Here is an 18,691-nt window from a genome sequence, read left to right on the forward strand (position 1 = left end):
CGAGTGAAGACCATGCTGGCATCATCCTGAGCCGGGACAGCGGTCTGGCGACCAGGCCGCGTCCCACAACCGATACGCAGTCATGCGGTTGCGGTGTCGTTCATCTTTGCGACAACAACGAGCTCGTGGTCCGAGTTTTGCCTAATCAGGTCTGCGATCTGCTCACTAGTCGCGCGTGTGCTTCCCGTGAACTGGCGGCTGACCAAGTGGATGAACGGTCCCCGATTGATGTACCTCGCATTCCCACCGTGAAGCGCGAATCCGCCATTCGGGCCGGTGAAGGCGTTCTCCTCTATCCCTATCCGCAGATACTCGGCTGGCACATAGAGGCCCTTCAGGACCTCCCGATCGTTCGGCTTGAAGGCGTCTCCACGCACAAACTTGAACCAGAACGGACTGGTGACGAAGCGCCAGTCGGTGGAGTCTACGGGCGGCGCCACCTTGAGCTTGCTCATCTTTTCGAGCTGTTCGACTAGGTCATTGCGCCGCGTGTACCGCCAGCGCTGCGGCGCGTCGTCGGCCTCGGCCTTCGCGACCCGCATCAGCCTCTTGTACTGCAGGAGCGTGAAACTCTCGGCGGTCTGATCCCAATACAAGAGATCGACCCCCATCAGGTGCTCGACCGGCTTGCGGTTCACGTTTGCAATCAGGACGGTGAACTCGCCATCGCTGTATCTGGAGGTAGAACCGCTGGTCGCTGTTAGCACACCGTTCGTGTCGAAGCGTCGAAGATCAGCGAACAGGAGGTCGTCTTCGTTGTCCTCAAACAGTTCGGGGTTGAGGAACGACGTGGCTGTGTTCACAGCAAACGTCGGTACCTGTACAGCGGGCTCGCTCTCCGGTAGTCGCGGGTCGGCGAGCTCCAGACCGAGCTGGACTGCGTCCCTCTCCTCACGCAGACGCTGACCTTCGTCACCGACGACTTCGGTCTCGCTGGCATCCAAGGCCTCAAGCCAGTTGCTTAGTTCTGGCGCGCCCCGCTCGAGCGCAGCCAGTATCTCCCGCCCGGTTGCGTTGTCGAGCGGTCGAGGCCGTAGAGGCTGGGTATCCAGCGCTGTCGCCAACCGACGAGAATCCGCGGGCGTTTTTCCAAGAGCGTCGAGCGGGACCGGCTGGATGTGAAGAATCGGATTGATGCTCGCACGCATCCTCGACGTGGATATTCCGGCCGCCGAATCCAGGCGAGCAACAGCGACCACCTGCTGCTCCCCCTCGTGAACCACCCCGATGAGGAGGTCGTTAGCACTGGGGATCTGATCGATGTTGAAGATGTCAGTCACGTAGGTTCGTGACTCCCAGCGGTCCCAACGAAAGTCTTCGACCCGGGGCTCACCGGCCTGCGCGCGGATCAAGTCGTCAACAGACCAGGCCCATAGTTGCCTAGGCCGCTTGCTTGTCAACCACGTACTCCTTTCGAGGCGCTCGGCGTTCACGAGTGGCCGTTGAGCAGAATGCAACCGCTCTTGGGTTCGCCGAGCGTGGCGCACGCCGAACCTATCGGCGACTGGTCTGCGACGGGAAGCGAAGGCGGATCTACTGCACGCATCTAATCGGTAGGGCCCCGAGACTCCAGACGCCTCACTGGGGCGCGTCATTCCGCCGCTGACGTCCGGCAAGCGGCGTGGAAGCTGCAGCCGCAAAGGAGACACAGAACCGGTCGAGTCGTGGCTCAGCCGATGCGCGCATGGTGGCGACTGCGTCAATGGTTGGATTGGGCCATGAAGCAACCACCATTCGAATCCGAGTATGCCGACTCCGTCCTGCCGGTATTCGAGGGTGCACCGGCGACGCACGCCGCGGTGAGGGTGAGCGCGGATGCGGAGATCCCCTGGACACAGATGTCAGTTCTGTTGGGGACGACGGTGATCCAAGCTGTCCAGAGCTTCTACCTGGCAAAGCGGTCCAGGCAGTACTTCAATGATCTGCCGGAGAACGACGATCGGGTTGGTCACGCGATCGGGAACATCAACAGCCGATTGATGCGGATGGCGGTGCTCGACATCGCCGCACTCAACGACGGCGGCCTGGCGAGCAACGACCCTGAGAACAGTCGGACCGCGTCCTTGCCCGCAGCCCATCAGCGCATGAAGCGGCATCTGATCGCCGCCAACGCGCCAGCCGTCGAGCTGGATAACCTGCACAACCTGCAAGCGGCCATCGACGTAGATCTCTTCACGCCGTTGAAGTACGTCCGCCACCTACGCAACAAGTGGGCAGGGCACCCGTCTCTGGATCGTCGATTCGATGCCTGGGCAGGGGCCGACAAGACTCTCTCGATTGCTGCGGTGGAGGCAGCCTTGGCGCGGCTGGTGAACATTGCCCACGAAACTGCCGCCTTCGTCTCGTCAGCCTCTGCCTTGCAGAGCTTTCGCCAGCTGCCGCCGCTGTCGGATCCTGATGGATCCGTCCCCGTGGAACTTGATCTGGGCAACGTCCTGGTCTGGGCAGAGATGATGCGGGAGTCTGCCGGTCGCGAGGTCCGAGCTCTCCGTGCGCAGATCACAGGTGAGACCCTGCTCGAGCGGTTGCGCCACACTGAGAACTACCGCGGCGAGCAGTACTAGCGGGGCTTAGCCCAGTGCCGAACCCTGCGCTGGTGCGAGCGTGGCACGCGCCAACGGCCCTGAAGTCAGCTCTCGCGACGACGCTGCCATCGTCGTTGTGCAAGCGCGCCGGCCTGACCCATGCCAACCTCTTCGAGGCCTCTGGCCTGGCAAACCCGAACGACCAAATGAACTTCAGGACCACAATCGCGTCCTCGAGGCCCTGTGCGTCATTCCGCCGCGTCTGGGACCTTAAGCTCCTTGCCGCTCGATCGCACAATGAAGGTCAGTTCAGCAATTCGATGACGGACGCATAGGTGGCCAACACTGCCGCCACGACGAGCAAGGTCCAACTGCCGACCGCTAGGTGGAGGTCGCGGATCGTGCGGTGAATCTCTGGGTCTCGCCAGGAACGCAGTTCGCGGCGCATCCTTCGCCGCCTCAGCCGCGGCGCTTCAGCAACCAAGTCGTCTTCAGCAGTCCACCACTCGACGGCCTCCTTGCGACTTCTTCCGAAGTCGATCAAAGACAGTCGCAACTGAATCGCCGTGCCCACGGCAGCCGTGAGAGTTACGAACACCTGCAACAGCCTCATGCCATCAGGATGACTCCTACGGCCGACACCTTCTCGACATGGCAATCCGTCGCGGGGCTAAGCGGCCGGACAAATGCCGCGGCACATGCGTCATTTCGCCGCCTTCTGGCGCCAGCTCAAACGGCGGGCGACACTCAAACCCCCGAACGACTGGGACAGGACTTGACCCTCACGCCACGTCAGGCCCGAACCTGAGTGACATGACACAGGAGACGCCGGTGGAAGAGCTGAGTGTTGGCGCCGTTGCGGAACGGTTCGGCATCACGATCAGAACGCTTCACCACTACGACGAGATCGGGTTGCTCACGCCGAGCCGGACACGCTCGAGCTACCGCGTCTACACCGAGGCCGACCTGACCCGGCTGGCCCAGATCATCGTGTATCGCCGGCTCGAGATGTCGCTGGACGAGATCGCGAGCCTGCTCGACGAGGGCAGCGAGGTCACTCACCTCCTCCGCCAGCGCGAACGTGTCATGTCCAGGCTCGACGAGATGCAGGACCTCGTCGACGCGATTGATCAAGCATTGGAGAAGGCGATGACGAACACCCCCATGACCGACGACGACATGCGCGAGCTCTTCGGCGAAGGCTTCGACGACTACCAGGCCGAGGCAGAGCAGAAGTGGGGCAGCAGCGACGAGTGGCAGGAGTCGCAGAAGAGGACCAAGTCCTACGGCAAGGACGAGTGGGTCCAGATCAAGGCCGAAGGCGAGGCGGTCGAGAAGGCTCTTTCCGACGCTTTCCGAGAGGGCGTACCCGCTAGCTCCGACCGCGCGATGGATGCCGCCGAGCAGCACCGCCTCCAGGTGAATCGATGGTTCTACGACTGCCCTCCGGAGATGCACCGCCGCCTGGGCGACCTGTACGTGAGCGATCCCGCGTACGTCGCCCGGTACGACGAGTCGTTCGGCCTGCCCGGGCTCGCCGCCTACTGCCGCGACGCGATCCACGCGAACGCGGATCGCGCCAGCACCTGAGCACCCTCGCCCCTGAGACGCTTGAACCTTCACCCGACGGTGGGGGTTCAAGCGCTTCGGGGGCGCTCAGACGATCTACCTCAGAGCACGCGCCCCCGCGGTGTAGCGGCTGGTCGCTGCCGACGTGACTGTGTACGGCATCGGATACCGCGGACGCTTCTTGGTCCGCTGCGTGGCGGTGCACTGGGCAACGCCGTACCGGTTGGTGGTCGCGGCGCAGCGGAAGATCATCTTTCCCCTGTCGCGCGCGGTGAAGGTGACCTTGAGGCCGGCCACCGGGCGTTGGGTGAGGGCGCTGCGAGCGGTGGTCCTGAACTTGACCCTGTGCTTCCCGCGGCTGACGAAGGCCTTCCGGTCGTGCTTGCTCAGGGACACCATCGCCTTGAGGACCTTCAGCGTCGCCGGGCTGAACGTGAACGTGTAGTTCTGCGCGGCCAGGGTGCCTTGCTTGGCGGTGATCGGGTAGGTCCCCGCCGGTGAGGCCGAGGTGGCGGTGGTCGAGACTGCCGCCTTGCCCGAGACCACGGCGGCCTGGTCGCCGTTCCGGAACCCGGTGAAGGCGCCGATGCCGAGCGTCGGGTTGGGCTGCTCGACGGTACGGGTGACCTCGATCGCCGACGCGTGCAGCACTGCCTTGGTCACGCTGACGACGCCGGGGACGTAGGTGAAGGCGTAGTTCGTCGCCTCCGCGCCGAGGCAGCTCGAAGGGTACGAACCCACGTTCGCGGCCGGCGTCGCGGTGGTCGAGCAGGTCGGTGCGGTAGTCAGGTCACCAGCGGTGTCGCCGCTGGTGAGTCCGTCGTACGTCGGCAGGATCGCCGGAACCGCGTCGCCGTACGTCATCGAGGCGGCAGCAGGCGTGACGACCACGGACTTCTTGGAGACGGTGACGTCGGCGGCGACGTAGCTGATCTCGAAGTTCGTCGAAGACGAAGGGCCGGTGCACGTCGCCTTGTCGGTGTGGATTCCGACCGCCGTGTTCTCGTCGACGTCGGCGGCACAGGTGATCGTCCCGAGCACGCTCGGGTCGGTGCCCTCGGGCAGTCCGGTGAAGCTGGGCGTGATGGTCGGCTTGGTCGTCGACCCGTACACCTGCGTCCCGACCGATGCGGTCACCGCCACCCCGGCCGGGGTCACGGTGATGTCACCGTCCACGTAGGTGATGTCGTAGTTGTCGTTGGAGGCACCGCTGCAGCTGGCCGCGCCCTCGTAGGTGCCGACCGGGGTCGAGGGAGCCACGTCCGCGGCGCACTCGATCGTGCCGAGGTCCCCCTCGACATCGCCAGCGACCAGGCCGCTGACGAGCGGCGAGATCGTGGGCCCGCTGTCCGCTCCGTAGACCTGGGTTCCGTCCGAAGCGGTCACCGTCAGCGGCGCCGGCGTGACCGACCACACCCCGGGGACGTAGGTGAACGTGTAGTCGTCACCGGATGCTCCGGAGCAGCTCGTCGGGTACCCGCCGACATCACTGGTCGCGAGCGCCACGGTCTCGCAGTCGGCGGGGGTGATGTCGCCGGCGTCGTCACCCGCGCGGAAGCCGGTGTACGTCGCTGCCCCCAGGGCCGGCGCCGCGCCGTAGACCGAGGAGCCCGACGGTGCCGTCACGGTCACGACCGTCGGGCCTTCCGGAGTCACGTCGCAGACGTCGCCCTTCCCGTCGTCGTCGGCATCCGCTTGATCGGGGTTGGCGTCGTCCGGGCAGTTGTCGGACGCGTCCGGGATCCCGTCCTCGTCGTCGTCCGGGACCGGAGTGCAGCTGAGGTTCCAGTCGACGCCCTGGGTCGACGACCACTGGAACTGGTAGTAGCCGTAGAACGGGACGACGTAGAACGCACTGTCCGGCATCACCACCACCATGCTGCCGGAGGCCGCACCGGACCACTGGAGCAGGATCGACTGCCGGGACGGCGGCGAGGTGCTGGCGGCCGCCGTCACGACCTCGCCCGCATTGAACAGCGCGCCCCCCGCCAGGCCACCCGCGTAGTGGCCGTCCCGCAGGGGAGAGTTCATGACGGTGCACCCTGTGGACGGGCCCACCGGCGCGGCCTGGGACGTCTGCGGCGCTGCCACCAGGCTCACCGCGACCAGCGCCAGGAGCACGATCGCGCGAACCACGGTTCCGGCAGATCCTCGAACGACAGAACTTGAACGACTCATCACAAAGCACCCCACGCCCCAAGACGACGAAACCTGACCATGCGCCGGCCAACCTAGAAGCGCGCGCGGCGCCGTGGGCCGTTAGTGACAGGTCGGTGGGCAATCGGTGGGGACAAAAGGTACGTAGGCGTCGGAATCCGCCCTCCGACGCGTGCCGGAGCAAGTCCTCGTCGGTCAGCCCACGTCCCGGTCGGGACTTGGTGGAGAGGTCATCGGCTGGGCCGGGTGACCGGATCTACGCCCGTCGGTCGCGAGAAGGTTGCAGCACCTCCGGAGGCCCACGCGTCACCGACACCTCGGGGACCTCAGCACCTTCGTGCCGGCTGACCCGCACCTTCGAGAGCTGGCCGCTGCACCCCTGGGTCAGCTTCGAGGTGCCGACGTCCACGGCCAGCACGTTCGGATTGCCGTGCACGCAGACCTCGCGCCCGTCCAGCACGACCGGCTCGAACCAGGCGCCCGTCGAGAGCTGGACCACCCCGGGCCGCACGGCCTCCGACAGTACCGCCCCCGCCAGGCAGGCACCGCGGGCGTTGCTGAGCATCACCACATCTCCGTCGCCGATCCCGCGCGCGGCGGCGTCCTGCGGGTGCAGCCGGACCGGCTCGCGGCCGGCGACCTTGGAACCTTGGCTGAACGACCCGGGATCCAGCTGGCTGTGCAGGCGGGTGGCCGGGTTGTTGGCGAGCAGCTGCAGCCAGCCGTCGGCGAGGTCCTCGTCGGTGACCCGCTCGCTGGACTCGAACCAGGCCGCGTGACCCCAGCAGTCGTCGTACTCGAAGGAGGCGATCCGCTCGGAGTACAGCTCGATCCGGCCGCTCGGCGTCGGGAGCCGGTGCGCCTCGGGGTCCCTCCGGAAGAGCTCGATCGGTGAGCCCTCTCGCGGCTCGGGCGGGATCGCCAGGCCACCGTCACTCCAGAACTCCGCCCACGTCGGCGGCTCGACGCCGACCTCGGACATCGACGCGCTCAACGTCTCGTACAACGACTCGAGCCACTGCTCGCTGGTCCGTCCCTCGGTGTACTCCTCGGCCAGCCCGAGCCGCTCGGAGATCATCGCGAAGATCTCGTAGTCGTCCTTCGCCTCGCCGTGCGGCTCCGTCACCCGGTTCATCGCGATCAGCCGCCGGTCGTGCCGGCCGGCCCCGATGTCCCGCCGCTCCAGGGTGATCGTCGCTGGCAGCACGATGTCGGCCAGGCGCGCGGTCGACGTCCAGTACTGCTCGTGGACGACGACCGTGTCCGGACGACTGAAGGCCTCCCGCAACCGGAACAGGTCCTGGTGGTGGTGGAACGGGTTGCCGCCGGCCCAGTAGACCATCCGGATGTCCGGGTACGTCAGCACGTCGCCGTTGTAGTCGTAGGTCTGACCGCCCCCCAGCAGGAGGTCGGAGATCCGGGCGACCGGGATGAAGTCGCGCACCGGGTTGGCGCCCTGCGGCATCGCCGGGATCGGGAACGCCATCGGCGGTGCCCCGTTGTTGCCCATCGAGCCCAGCGAGTAGGCGTAGCCGCGCCCGGGCAGCCCCACCTGGCCGAGCAGGCAGGCCAGCGTCAGGGCGGCCCACAACGGCTGCTCCCCGTGCTGCGAGCGCTGCAGCGAGTGCGTGGTGTTGATCAGCGTGCGCGACTCGGCGGCCCGGCGGGCGAGCGCGATGATCTCGTCGGCGGGGACGCCGCACAACGGAGCCGCCCACGCCGGATCCTTCGGTACGCCGTCGCCCTCCCCCAGCAAGTACCGCCGCACCTGCTCGAAGCCGACCGTGTACCGGTCCAGGAACTCCCGGTCGTGGCGCCCCTCGGTGACCAGCACCCAGCACATCGCCAGCATCAGCGGGACGTCGCCGAACGGGCGCACCGGCACCCAAGTCGACTCCAGGTGCGGCGGGTAGTCGTCGCGCAACGGACTAAGGTTCACCACCGTCGCTCCGCGCTCGCCGAGCTGGCGCAGGTAGCCGTCGACCCGGTGCTCGGCGATGCCGCCACTGGCGACGAAGTTGTTCTTCCGCGGCAGCCCGCCGAAGGCCAGCACCAGCTCGGTGTTCTCGACGATGTCCTCCCACTCGTGCCACAACCGGGCCACGACCTCGGCACCCGCGACGACGTGCGGGAAGAAGATCTCCGCCGCGCCGGCGCTGTAGGTGGCCCGCGATCCGACGTACCCGCCGGCCATGTTCAGGAACCGGTGGACGTGGCTCTGCGCGTGGTGGAAGCGACCGGCCGAGGACCAGCCGTAGGAGCCGCCGAAGATCGCGGAGTTGCCGTGCTCGGCGATCACCCGCCGTACCTCGCCGGCAACCAGGTCCGCGGCCTCGTCCCAGGACACCGGCACGAACGGGCCCGAGCGGGGTCCGGGTCCGGGTCCGTCCTCCAGCCAGGACGCACGCACCATCGGCCGGTCCACCCGGGTCGCGTGATGGATGCTGCCCGGGATGTTCTCGAGCAACGGCGCCGGGTCGAGGTCCCCGGCCTGCGGCCGGATCTCCAGGCCGTCGCCGGTCAGGCGTGCCTCGTACGGCCCCCAGTGGGAGCTGTGCACCTGGAAGTCCTCGCCGTTGCTCACGCGTTCCTCCCGGACGTCGACCCGACGAGCCTAGGGCTCGACCCGCACGGTCACCGTCATCGGCGCCGCCTGGGAGACCGTGTAGTAGATCGGGCAGAGCGAGGTGAACTCGTCGACCAGCCGCTGGGCGTCCTCCTGGGCGATCCCGCCGAGGACGAAGTCCATCGTGATCGAGGAGTACACCGGCGGGCTCGCCTCCGGGTCGCGGTCGGACTCGACCTCGACCGTGACGAACGTCGGCCGGATCTCGAACTCCTCGCCCTTGGCGAAGACCACAGCCTGGGCACAGGTGGCGAGCGCGCCGACGAGGAGCTCCTGGGCGACGAACGCCTCGGCGACGCCACCGGTCATCGCCGAGGCGTCGACCACCAGGTGCCGGCCCTCGGCCGACAGGATGTACCGGCCCGGCTGGCCGGTGGTGCGGGTGGTGACGGTTGCAGTTGCGGACATGGGTCTCTCCTCAGAGGGTCGTGCCGGACAGGACGATGCGGGCGGCGTGCACGGACGCGGGGTCCAGGAGCCCGGCCTCCGCGCCGGCCACCTCGATCTCGTAGACGACCGGGCCCGCCTCGGCGAGCCGACGGGCGGCGTCGGTCCCGGCCGCGGGGACGAGCAGCCGGATCTCCCGCGCCCCGAACCGGTACGACGTCACGGCACCGTCCGCGCGCTCGGAGCGCACCGGGTCGGAGCAGCCGGTCAGCATCGCCAACCCGACGTGCGCCGAGGCCGGATCCGCGGTCGCGATGGTGACCGAGCTGATCCCGGTGGCGCCGTTGGCGTGCGGCGCGGTCCCGGAGACCCGGACCGCGCGAGGAGTGACGTCCTCGAGCACGAACGGCAGCTCCGGGCCGGCCACCCCGACGCCGAGCGCGGTCATCCGGAGGATCCACTCCTCGCCGTCCAGGCGCTTCTTGCCGCCCTCGGCGAACCCGGAGGACGGGATGCCCGCCGCCTCCGCCGCATCGACGACGCCCTGGAGGTCGGTCGTCGTGACCGAGTAGTCGCAGAAGCCCTCGCCGAGCTCGTCGTAGCGGAACCAGCGGTGCGAGCGGGCGTCCGGGTTGTCGCGGTCGAAGGCGTACAGCTCCAGGTAGGAGCCGTCCGGGAAGCACACCAGGCGGTGCTCCGCGATGTGCCCGCCCTCGTCCTCCCGGGTGGTGACCGCGAAGCCGGCGGCCCCGAACGAGCGCGCGCACTCCTCGATGTCGCGGGCCAGGACGATGACGTGGTCGAACGTGGTGATCACTAGTCCTCCAAAGGGGTCGGTAGGTCGAAGCCCGAGGGGACTCCGCTGTGCTGCTTGAACGGCCCGTCGTCGACGCCGGCGGGGGCTGCGTGCGGGCTCCGGCTCGGGACGACCTCGGTGGTCGCGCCGCCCCACGGGGCAGGCGGGTGGTTGAACGGGCTGCCGGTGACCGCGAACCGGTCCGGTGCGAACGGCTCCAGGACCGGCGGGCGCTCCCCGGTTCGGATCCAGCCGGCGACCAGGTCGCCGATCACCGGACCCAGGGCGAACCCGTGCCCGCTGAAGCCGGTGCAGGTGAACAACCCGCCGACCTCCCGCGGCCGGCCGATCACCGGGAGCATGTCCGGGGTGAACTCACGGACGCCGGTCCACCGCCGGGCCAGGGTCGCGGCGGCGATCATCGGCGCCACCTCGGCCGCCTTGGCGCGGGCGTCCTCCACGAACGCCGGCCCCGGCTCGTGGCTGAAGGTCCACTGCGTCGGGTCCGGCCGGGTCGCGCCGCCGAAGAGGATCGACCCGTCCTCCCACTGGCAGGCGTTCAGGTCCATCGACGCCCGGGCGACCCAGACGTGCGCGAAGGTGCGGTCGAGCGGAACCGTGCGGAACATGTGCAGCCGGCTCGGCGCCACCGGCAGGTAGACCCCGGCCGACGCGGCCACCACCGAGGACCAGGGGCCGGCGGCGTTGACCACCGTGCCGGCCGACAAGCTCGTCCCGTCGGCGAGCTCGACCCCGGTCACCGTGCCGCGGTCGACCCGCAGGCGGGTGACCTCGGCGTACGGACGGACCTCGACGCCGGCGCGCACGGCCGCCGCGTGCATCGTCTGCATCACCACGGCCGGCAGCGCCATCCCGTCGGTCTCGCAGAGCTTGCCGCCGACGTGCCCGGGAGCGAGCCCGGGTGCCATCGCCGCGACGTCGGCACCGTCGACGATCGTGGTCTTCAGCCCGTGCTCGGCCTCGGCGGCGCTGCGCTCCTCAAGCGCGGCCAACTCGCCGGCGTCGGCAGCCACCACCAGGTGACCGGTACGGCGGTAGCCGGTCGGCCCGCCGAGCCGCTCCGCCCACGTCGGCCAGGCCTCGATCGCCTGCTGCGCGAGGGCGAGCTCGGGGAAGGCCCGTCCCTGCTGCCGGACGCCGCCGCCGTTGCGCGACGACGCGGCCTTGCCGGGGACGCCCTTGTCGAGCACGGTCACCGCCACGCCGGCCTCCGCCAGCGAGAGCGCGATCGAGAGCCCGACGATCCCGCCGCCGACGATGGCGACGTCCGTGGTCCGGGCCTCAGCCACGACCGGCTCCCCGGTTGTCGAGGGCCTTCCCGGCCTGGGCCAGGATCTGGTCGAAGATCTCCGGAGAGGTGGCGAGGTTGACCCGGACGTACTGGGCGTAGTCGGCACCGAACTCCGCGCCCGAGGTGAAGACGACCTGCGCCTCGCGCTTGAAGAAGTCCGAGGGGCTCTCCTCGAGCCCGAGCCGGCTGCAGTCCACCCAGTACAGGTAGGTGGACGTCGGGTACGCCGCCTCCAGCTGCTCGGCGTGCTCGGCGAGGAACGCCTCCATGCTGGCCCGGTTGGACCGGACCGCGTCCAGCACCTGCTCGAACCACGCGTTGCCGGACTCCCAGGCGACGGTGGTCGCCTCGACACCCATGATGTTCGCGCCGCCGAGCATCCGCGGCGGGAAGGTGGCGTGGAACCGTTCCTGGAGGGCGGCCGAACCGAAGTGCAGCACGGCGCAGCGCAGGCCGGCCAGACCGAACGACTTGCCGGCCGAGTACATCGTCACCGTCCGCTCGGCGATCTCCGGGCTGATCGAGGCGAACGGCACGTGCTGCTCGGCGTCGAGCATGAAGTCCGCCCAGATCTCATCGCTCGCGATCACCGCGTCCTGCTCGATCGCGATCTGGCCGATGGCCTCGAGCTCGGCCCGGGTGAAGGCGCGCCCGGTCGGGTTGTGCGGGTGGCAGAAGAGCAGCAGCGGCGACTCCGCGAGCGCGGCCCGGAGGGCGTCGAGGTCGATCGACCAGGTCCGGTCGTCGTACCGCATGTGGTCGACGACCATCACCCGGCCGCTGTCCTCGATCCCCTCCCGGAACGGGTCGTACGTCGGGCCCTGGACGACCACCTTGTCGCCGGGCGCGCTGAACGCCTGCACGGTGTCGAACACGCCCTGGACCAGGTCGGTGCAGGCGAGCACCCGCTCGGGGTCGACCTCCCAGCCGAACCGGTCCTGCATCCGGGCGGCGAAGGCACGGCCCATCGCCGGGCCGAGCAGGGTGCCGCCACGGATCGCGTAACCGAAGTCCGACTCGGCGACCAACCGGGTCAGCGCCTCGGTGACGGCCGCGGGAGCACGGAAGTCCATGTCCGCGACCCACGACGGCAGGTAGTCGGCACCGTGGTACGCCCACTTGGCACCGCGGCGCACCTCGAGCTCGGCGCGCGTCATGATCGGGTTGTCCATGGTCATGCTTCCTCCCGGGGGTTGGTGTCGTTGAGCCGCGCACGGGCGTGGTCGAGCGCGCGGGCGAGCAGGTTGACGTCGGTGTCGGTGGCCACGGAGAGACTGAGCTCGTCAGCGAGCCCGCCGTACGCCGCGAGCTGATCGCCCACCTCGTCGGGCGTGCCGGCGATGCCGAGCCGGGCGACGAAAGCCGGCGACAGCCGGGGCGCTAGCGAGCCGAGATCCGTGCCCTCGGAGCGGCCGCGCTCGAGGATCTCCAGGTCGGCGCCGAACCCGAGGCGTTGGAGCTGACCGTGGAAGCCGCGGTCGCGGGCCAGGCCGGGGATCGGCAGCACTAGCGCGGCTGCCTGCTCCACCAGCCGGCCGCGAGCGACCTTCCCGTCCTCGGCGACGACGAGCGGCTGGGCGACGCAGACCTGCACGGGCTCGGTGAGCGCGGAGCCGCGACGGGCCTCCGCCAGCGCCTCCCGTACGGCGGGCAGATCGGCCGGCGCGAGCGCGGCGCCGTACACCCCGTCGGCGACCTCGCCCGCCAGCGCGAGCATCGCCGGACCGGCGGCCCCGAGGAAGAGCGGGACCGCTGGCGGCGTGACGCCGATGCCGACCTCGACGAGCGTCTCCAGTGCTCCCGGGGTGCTCGTCGGGCGTCCGGCCAACAGCTCGCGCAGGGCAAGGGTCGCCTCCCGGAGCGCCGCGACCGGGCGGGCGCTCGCCGGGATGCCGTGGGCGCGGCGCCAGGCCAGGCTGTCCAGCCGGCCCGCCCCGAGCCCGAGCCGGAAGCCGCCGCCCTGGAGCTCGGAGACGGTCGCCGCGGCACTGGCCAGCGAGCCCAGCCGCCACTCCCCGATCGGCACCACGCCGATGCCGGTGAGCACGGGTCGACCCAGCGCCTGCCGGCGTGACCAGGCCTGGCTGGCGACCACGAACGGGTCGTGGCCGGGCGTGGCCACCGACCAGAGCGCCTCGACCGGCAGGTCCGCGGTGCGCTCGACGAAGCCGAGCGCGTCGTGCAGGTCGGTGCTGCGTGCCCGGACCCCGAGGCCGATCCTCATAGTCCGCGCGCCGCCCGGGCGCCCTCGAAGATCGCCTGCTCGAGCTGCCGGGGCGCCCAGCAGTCGCCGACGGCGTGCAGCTCGAACGGGTCCTCGCGCAGCTCCCGCCAGACGTCGCGGTCGGCACGGCCCTTGCTGACCAGGACGACGCTGTCGGCCGCGATCGTGTCCAGGTGGCCGTCGAGGCGTTGCGCGACCGCGCCGGCGTCGGTGATCTCGACGATCTCCTCGAGGGCGCGCATCACGACTCCCGCGGCGAGGAGCCGTTCGTAGAAGAGCCGCCAGGTCATCAGGTCTCCGTCGACGCCGGGGAAGGGCGCCGGCGTCACCAGGGTGACCGCGTGGCCGGCGCCGACCAGCGACTCGGCGACGCTGAGCCCGGCCCAGCGCCCGTCCCAGTCGCCGACCACGACGCGGCCCGGCGGCACCTCGCCGCGGAGGGCAGCGCGCCCGGAGTAGACGTTCGGCCGGTCGTTCCCGTCGACCTCCTGAAGCGCGTCGACCGCACCGGTCGCGACGATGACCGCGTCAGGCCGCAGCTCCCGGATGGCGGCCGCGGTCGCCTCCTGGCCGAGCCGGACCTCGACGTCGTGCTGCTTGAGCTGCCGCTCGTACCAGTCGAGGATCTTGCCGTACTCGCTGCGGTGCGGGCTCGACTCGATGTAGCGGAGCTGACCGCCGAGCCGGTCGTCGCGCTCGAGCAGGGTGACCCGGTGACCCTGCTTCGCCGCCGCGCGGGCGGCCTCCAGGCCGCCGGGGCCGCCGCCGACCACGACCACGCGCCGGGACCGGTCGGCAGCGACCGCGCTGAGCGGGATCCAGACGTTTTCGCGCCCGACCCGCGGGTTGTAGACGCAGGTGATCGGGCCGACGCGCTGCTGGCGGGAGAAGCAGCCCTCGTTGCAGTAGATGCAGGCCCGGACCTCGGCGCCCCGGCCCTCGCGGATCTTGTTGACCAGCTCGGGCTCGGCGATGTGCGCCCGGGTCATCGCGACCATGTCGGCGCCGCCGGTCGCGACGATCTGGTCGGCGACGTCGAGGTCGTGGATCTTGCCGACGGTGAAGACCGGGATGTCGACGGCCGCCTTGACCATCCGGGCGAGCGGCACGAGCGCGCCCTGCGGCACCGTGATCGTCGGGTAGTGGACCGACCGGCTGAGCATGCTGGAGTTGGACCCGGCAGAGATGTCGACGAAGTCGAGCTTTCCCCACTCGATCATCTGGTGGAGCCAGCGCAGCCCGTCCTCGACGCGGTAGCCGTTGGTAACGACCTCGTCGACGCTGAACCGGATCCCGAAGGTGAAGTCGTCACCGATCGCGGCGCGCGTCGCCTCCAGGACCTCCCGGGCCATCCGGAGCCGGTTCTTCTCGCTGCCGCCGTACTCGTCGGTGCGGCGGTTGGACCACGGCGAGAGAAACTCCTGCACCAGGTTGCCGTGGGCGAAGGAGAGCTCGACGCCGTCCAGGCCGCCCTGCTTGCAGCGCAGCGCGCCGGCGGCGAAGGCCTTCACGATCGCGGCGATCTCGTCGTGCTCCAGCTCGTGCGGGATGTCCCGGGTCCGGTCCATCGGCATCGCCGAGGGGCCGAGCGGCGGCTCGCCGTCGACGCCCATCACGACGTTGCGACCCGAGTGCGAGAGGAGCGCCATGATCGCGGCGCCCTCGGCGTGCACGGCGTCGGCGATCCGGCGGTAGTCCGGGATGATCGAGTCGTCGACGTTCTGCATCCCGCGCGCGGTGGCGGAGACACCGACCGCGGCGAGCGGGTCGATCGAGGTCGCCTCCAGCACGATCAGGCCGACGCCGCCGCGGGCCCGCTCCAGGTGGTAGGCGAGGAGCTGGTCTGTGACGCCGCCGTTGCTGAAGCCGGTCCCGTGGGCGCTGCTGAACACCCGGTTGCGGAGAGTCACCCTCCCCACCTGCAACGGCGAGAGGACGTGCGCGAGGGCCGGGTCCGAGGAGGGCTCCGGCTCGATGCCGGACGGGTCGTAGGCAAGGCGGTCGATGGTCGTCACGACCCTAGGTGTATCACCGTGGAACTAGTTTCCACAAGCATATGTGGAAACCATTTCCACATTCGTCACCTAGGGCGAAGGGCATGCTGGCGCCGACTCCCGACGAACCCGTACGCCGGAGCCGCTGAGCCGTCCGAGGCGCCTCAGATCTGCAGGAAGGAAGCCGCCTGGCCGATCCGCGGTGCGGCCTCGCGCATGCATGCGACCACGTCGTCCAGCCGGTCGTCGGTGATCCGCTGGACCGGGCCCTCGACGCAGAGCGCCGCGACCGTCGTACCGCCGGCGTCCTCGATCGGCACCGCCAGCGAGCGCACGCTCTCGTTCATCTCCTCGCTGTTCACCGAGTAGCCCTGCTCGGCGATCTTCGCCAGCTCCTTGATCAGATTGCGCGGGTCGGTGATCGTCGTCGGCGTGTACCGCATCAGCGGCCCGAGTCGTTCCACCGCGGCCTTGCGGTCCGGCTCGAGGCTGAGGAAGAGCTTGCCGACCGCGGTCGCGTGCATCGCGATCACCGGTCCGGCACCGAGGTGCACCCGCAGCGCCTGCTGCGACTCGACCCAGCTGACCATCGAGGCCCGCGAGCCGCGGACGACCGCGATCGCTGCGGTCTCGCCGGTCCGCTCGACGACCTCGGCGAGGATCTCGTTGGCGGCCAGCAGGCCGATCCGCCGACCGGCGAGCTGCCCGAGGGTCAGCAGCGCCGGGCCGAGGTAGTACTTCTCGGTCTCCGAGTCCTGGACCAGGAAGCGGCCGCGGACCAGCGCCTGGGCGATCCGGTGCGCGGTGCTGAGCGGCAGGTCCAGCCGCTCGCAGAGCTCGCTGACCGAGACGTCGGCATCGAAGTCGTGGAAGGCGTTCAGCAGGTCGACGGCACGGTCGATGGCACGGCTTCCGGTCCGGGGCTCAGGTGCGCTCTGGGTCATGATGGCTCACATACTGACAGCAGCCGCCGCGTTGCGCACGGGAGTGGGACCGGGCCACCCGCGGTCAACGAGCGGTGAAGACGTCGTCGACGGCGCGGATGTCCACCGCTTCGACGTACTCCGCCGCGTCCCACGGCACCTGGGCCCGCAACGGGCTGTCGTAGTACGCCTGCTCGGCCGCGTCGTAGTCGCCCTCACCCGGCCAGCCGACGATCCACACGAACTCGCGGGTCGCGGCCGAGAACCAGGACCCCAGCACCTCGAAGCCGACCTCGCGACGGAGCGGGACCAGGGTCTCGTTCCACCGCTCGACGAACTCGGCCTCCCGACCTTCGCGGAGGGTGTAGGTGCGCAGACGCAGTTGCATGACAGTCCTTTCGAGCGGGTGAGGGGGATCAGACGAGCCGGCTCAGGAAGGCCTGAGCACGGGGGTGGGTCGGATTGTCGAGGACCTGCTCCGGCGGGCCGACCTCGACGATCTGGCCGCCGTCGACGAACGCGACCCGGCCGGCGACCTCGCGGGCGAAGGTCATCTCGTGGGTGACCACGACCATGGTCATGCCGGTCTCGGCGAGCTGCTTCATCGCGTGGAGGACCTCCTTGACCAGCTCGGGGTCCAAGGCGCTGGTCGGCTCGTCGAAGAGCATCAGCCGTGGCTTCATCGCCAGCGCCCGGGCGATCGCCACCCGCTGCTGCTGACCGCCGGAGAGGTGCCGGGGATAGGACTTGGCCTTCTCGGCCAGCCCGACCATCGCGAGCAGCTGCTCGGCAGTCGCGACGGCCTCACGCCTCGGGACGCCGGCGACGTTGACCGGCGCCTCCACCAGGTTCTCCATCACGGTCAGGTGCGGGAACAGGTTGAAGTGCTGGAAGACCATCCCGATCTCGGCGCGCTGCTTGCGGACCTCGCGCGCCTTCAGCTCCTTGAGCACCGGGACGCCACCCCGTTCACTCGACCGGTAGCCGATCAGGTCGCCGTTGACCGCGATCGAGCCGGCGTCCCAGGTCTCCAGCCGGTTGATGCAGCGCAGCAGGGTGCTCTTGCCGGAGCCGGAGGCGCCGATCAGGCAGACCACCTCGCCCTCGGCGACGTCGAGCGAGAGACCTTGCAGGACGTGCAGGTCGCCGTAGCTCTTGTGGAGCTCGCGGATCTCGACCATCGACCGGCCGTCGGCCCGGGCCGTGCCGGCCGCGGGAATCGTCGTGGTGCTCATGCCTTTCCTCCCGTCGGAGTGGTGAAGACGCCGCGGGCGCGGAGGAAGACCGCCTTCGCCTGCGCCCAGGGGCTCGCGGTGGTCGAGCGGGTCGCGCCGCGGCCGTAGTACCGCTCGACGAAGTACTGGAGCACCGAGAGCACCGCAGTCATGAACATGTACCAGAGCGTCGCGACGACCAGCAGCGGCACGACCTCGAACGTCCGGTTGTAGATGAACTGGGCCGCGTAGAGAAGCTCGTCGACCGCGATCACCGAGACGATCGCTGTTCCCTTCAAGGTGCCGATCAGCAGGTTGCCCGCCGCCGGCACGATGCTGCGCATCGCCTGCGGCAGCACGATCCGGCGCAGGATCCGGGCCCGGGACATCCCGAGGGCGTCACCCGCCTCGGTCTGACCGGGGTCGACGCTGAGGATGCCGCCGCGGACGATCTCGGCGGCGTACGCGGCCTCGTGCAGGGTGAGCCCGAGGAACGCCGCCGTGGTCGCCGAGATCAGCTTGTTGGCGTCACCCTCGATGAGCGGCGGCAGGAACGGCAGCCCGATCTCGATCTTCGGGTAGAGGTAGGCGATGTTGAACCAGAGGAGCAGCTGCACCAGCAGCGGCACCGAGCGGAACACCCAGACGTAGAACCAGGCGAGCCAGGCGAGCACCGGGTTCTTCGACATCCGTGCGGTCGCGATCAAGGTGCCCAGGAGCATCCCGACCGCGGTGACCGCGAAGGTCAGGATGATCGTCAGCCGCAGGCCCTTCATGATGCCCTCGTCGAAGAGGTACTCCCCGACGACGTCCCACTGGAGCCGGCTGTTGCCGAGGATCGACTCCAGGACCACGAACGCGAGCAGGATCGCCGCCGCGCCGGCGACCCAGCGGCCGGGGTGGCGGAGCGCCTCCAACGGCGGCGGGTTTGCCTCGGTGGTGCTGACTGACATGGCTGCTCTCC

16 protein-coding genes are annotated in these 18,691 nt (G+C 69.5%); 2 read left to right on the forward strand and 14 right to left on the reverse strand.

The genetic code is table 11. The features are described from left to right. Nucleotides 1-80: 80 nt before the first annotated feature. A complete protein-coding gene (locus EFK50_RS20370) occupies nt 81-1,280 on the reverse strand; it encodes a hypothetical protein (RefSeq protein ID WP_123229418.1) in 1,200 nt (399 codons plus the stop codon). A gap of 438 nt (nt 1,281-1,718) precedes the next feature. On the opposite strand from EFK50_RS20370, the gene EFK50_RS20375 reads away from it, so the two are divergent. Continuing rightward, nucleotides 1,719-2,564: a hypothetical protein gene (locus EFK50_RS20375; protein ID WP_123229419.1), complete on the forward strand. Its 846-nt coding sequence runs from the start codon at nt 1,719-1,721 to the stop codon at nt 2,562-2,564. A gap of 265 nt (nt 2,565-2,829) precedes the next feature. Here the strand turns inward: EFK50_RS20375 and EFK50_RS20380 are convergent, their stop codons facing one another. Next, on the reverse strand, nt 2,830-3,138 hold the full coding sequence (locus EFK50_RS20380; protein ID WP_123229420.1) for a hypothetical protein: 309 nt from the start codon (nt 3,136-3,138) through the stop codon (nt 2,830-2,832). 38 nt (nt 3,139-3,176) lie between these two features. Here EFK50_RS20380 and EFK50_RS20385 point away from each other — a divergent pair, with 38 nt between their 5' ends. Continuing rightward, entirely contained in the window at nt 3,177-4,115 is a 939-nt protein-coding gene (locus EFK50_RS20385) for a MerR family transcriptional regulator (protein ID WP_221177493.1), read from the forward strand. A 75-nt stretch (nt 4,116-4,190) separates the two neighbouring features. On the opposite strand, the gene EFK50_RS20390 is transcribed toward EFK50_RS20385, so the two are convergent. The 12 genes from EFK50_RS20390 to EFK50_RS20445 all read right to left on the reverse strand — a co-directional run bounded on the left by EFK50_RS20390 (nt 4,191) and on the right by EFK50_RS20445 (nt 18,680). After that, a complete protein-coding gene (locus tag EFK50_RS20390; RefSeq protein WP_123229421.1) occupies nt 4,191-6,230 on the reverse strand; it encodes an MBG domain-containing protein in 2,040 nt (679 codons plus the stop codon). A gap of 277 nt (nt 6,231-6,507) precedes the next feature. Next, on the reverse strand, nt 6,508-8,835 hold the full coding sequence (locus EFK50_RS20395; protein ID WP_123229422.1) for a molybdopterin-dependent oxidoreductase: 2,328 nt from the start codon (nt 8,833-8,835) through the stop codon (nt 6,508-6,510). A gap of 30 nt (nt 8,836-8,865) precedes the next feature. Beyond that, nucleotides 8,866-9,285, reverse strand: coding sequence for an OsmC family protein (locus EFK50_RS20400; protein WP_123229423.1), 420 nt, complete (start codon nt 9,283-9,285; stop codon nt 8,866-8,868). A 10-nt stretch (nt 9,286-9,295) separates the two neighbouring features. Then, nucleotides 9,296-10,081 (reverse strand): VOC family protein, encoded by a 786-nt coding sequence (locus EFK50_RS20405; protein ID WP_148046248.1) that lies wholly within the window; start codon nt 10,079-10,081, stop codon nt 9,296-9,298. Continuing rightward, on the reverse strand, nt 10,081-11,370 hold the full coding sequence (locus EFK50_RS20410) for an NAD(P)/FAD-dependent oxidoreductase (RefSeq protein ID WP_183407940.1): 1,290 nt from the start codon (nt 11,368-11,370) through the stop codon (nt 10,081-10,083). The genes EFK50_RS20405 and EFK50_RS20410 overlap by 1 nt, the downstream gene beginning before the upstream one ends. Then, nucleotides 11,363-12,544: a MalY/PatB family protein gene (locus EFK50_RS20415; protein ID WP_221177494.1), complete on the reverse strand. Its 1,182-nt coding sequence runs from the start codon at nt 12,542-12,544 to the stop codon at nt 11,363-11,365. Before EFK50_RS20415 ends, EFK50_RS20410 begins: the two co-directional genes overlap by 8 nt. 2 nt (nt 12,545-12,546) lie before the next feature. Then, nucleotides 12,547-13,596 (reverse strand): LLM class flavin-dependent oxidoreductase, encoded by a 1,050-nt coding sequence (locus EFK50_RS20420; RefSeq protein ID WP_123229427.1) that lies wholly within the window; start codon nt 13,594-13,596, stop codon nt 12,547-12,549. Further along, the gene (locus EFK50_RS20425) at nt 13,593-15,611 is read right to left on the reverse strand and encodes an oxidoreductase (RefSeq protein ID WP_123229428.1); all 2,019 of its coding nucleotides are present in this window, start codon (nt 15,609-15,611) and stop codon (nt 13,593-13,595) included. The genes EFK50_RS20420 and EFK50_RS20425 overlap by 4 nt, the downstream gene beginning before the upstream one ends. A 143-nt stretch (nt 15,612-15,754) precedes the next feature. Continuing rightward, nucleotides 15,755-16,534, reverse strand: coding sequence for an IclR family transcriptional regulator (locus tag EFK50_RS20430; protein WP_123229429.1), 780 nt, complete (start codon nt 16,532-16,534; stop codon nt 15,755-15,757). Between the two features lie 64 nt (nt 16,535-16,598). Further along, nucleotides 16,599-16,901 carry an NIPSNAP family protein gene (locus EFK50_RS20435; RefSeq protein WP_123229430.1) on the reverse strand — a complete coding sequence of 101 codons (303 nt, stop codon included), beginning with the start codon at nt 16,899-16,901 and terminating at the stop codon, nt 16,599-16,601. A gap of 28 nt (nt 16,902-16,929) precedes the next feature. Then, entirely contained in the window at nt 16,930-17,748 is an 819-nt protein-coding gene (locus EFK50_RS20440; protein ID WP_281274066.1) for an amino acid ABC transporter ATP-binding protein, read from the reverse strand. After that, the gene (locus tag EFK50_RS20445; RefSeq protein WP_123229431.1) at nt 17,745-18,680 is read right to left on the reverse strand and encodes an amino acid ABC transporter permease; all 936 of its coding nucleotides are present in this window, start codon (nt 18,678-18,680) and stop codon (nt 17,745-17,747) included. The genes EFK50_RS20440 and EFK50_RS20445 overlap by 4 nt, the downstream gene beginning before the upstream one ends. Nucleotides 18,681-18,691: the final 11 nt, after the last annotated feature.

Source organism: Nocardioides marmoriginsengisoli (genome assembly GCF_003725695.1).
Classification (GTDB): domain Bacteria; phylum Actinomycetota; class Actinomycetes; order Propionibacteriales; family Nocardioidaceae; genus Marmoricola; species Marmoricola marmoriginsengisoli.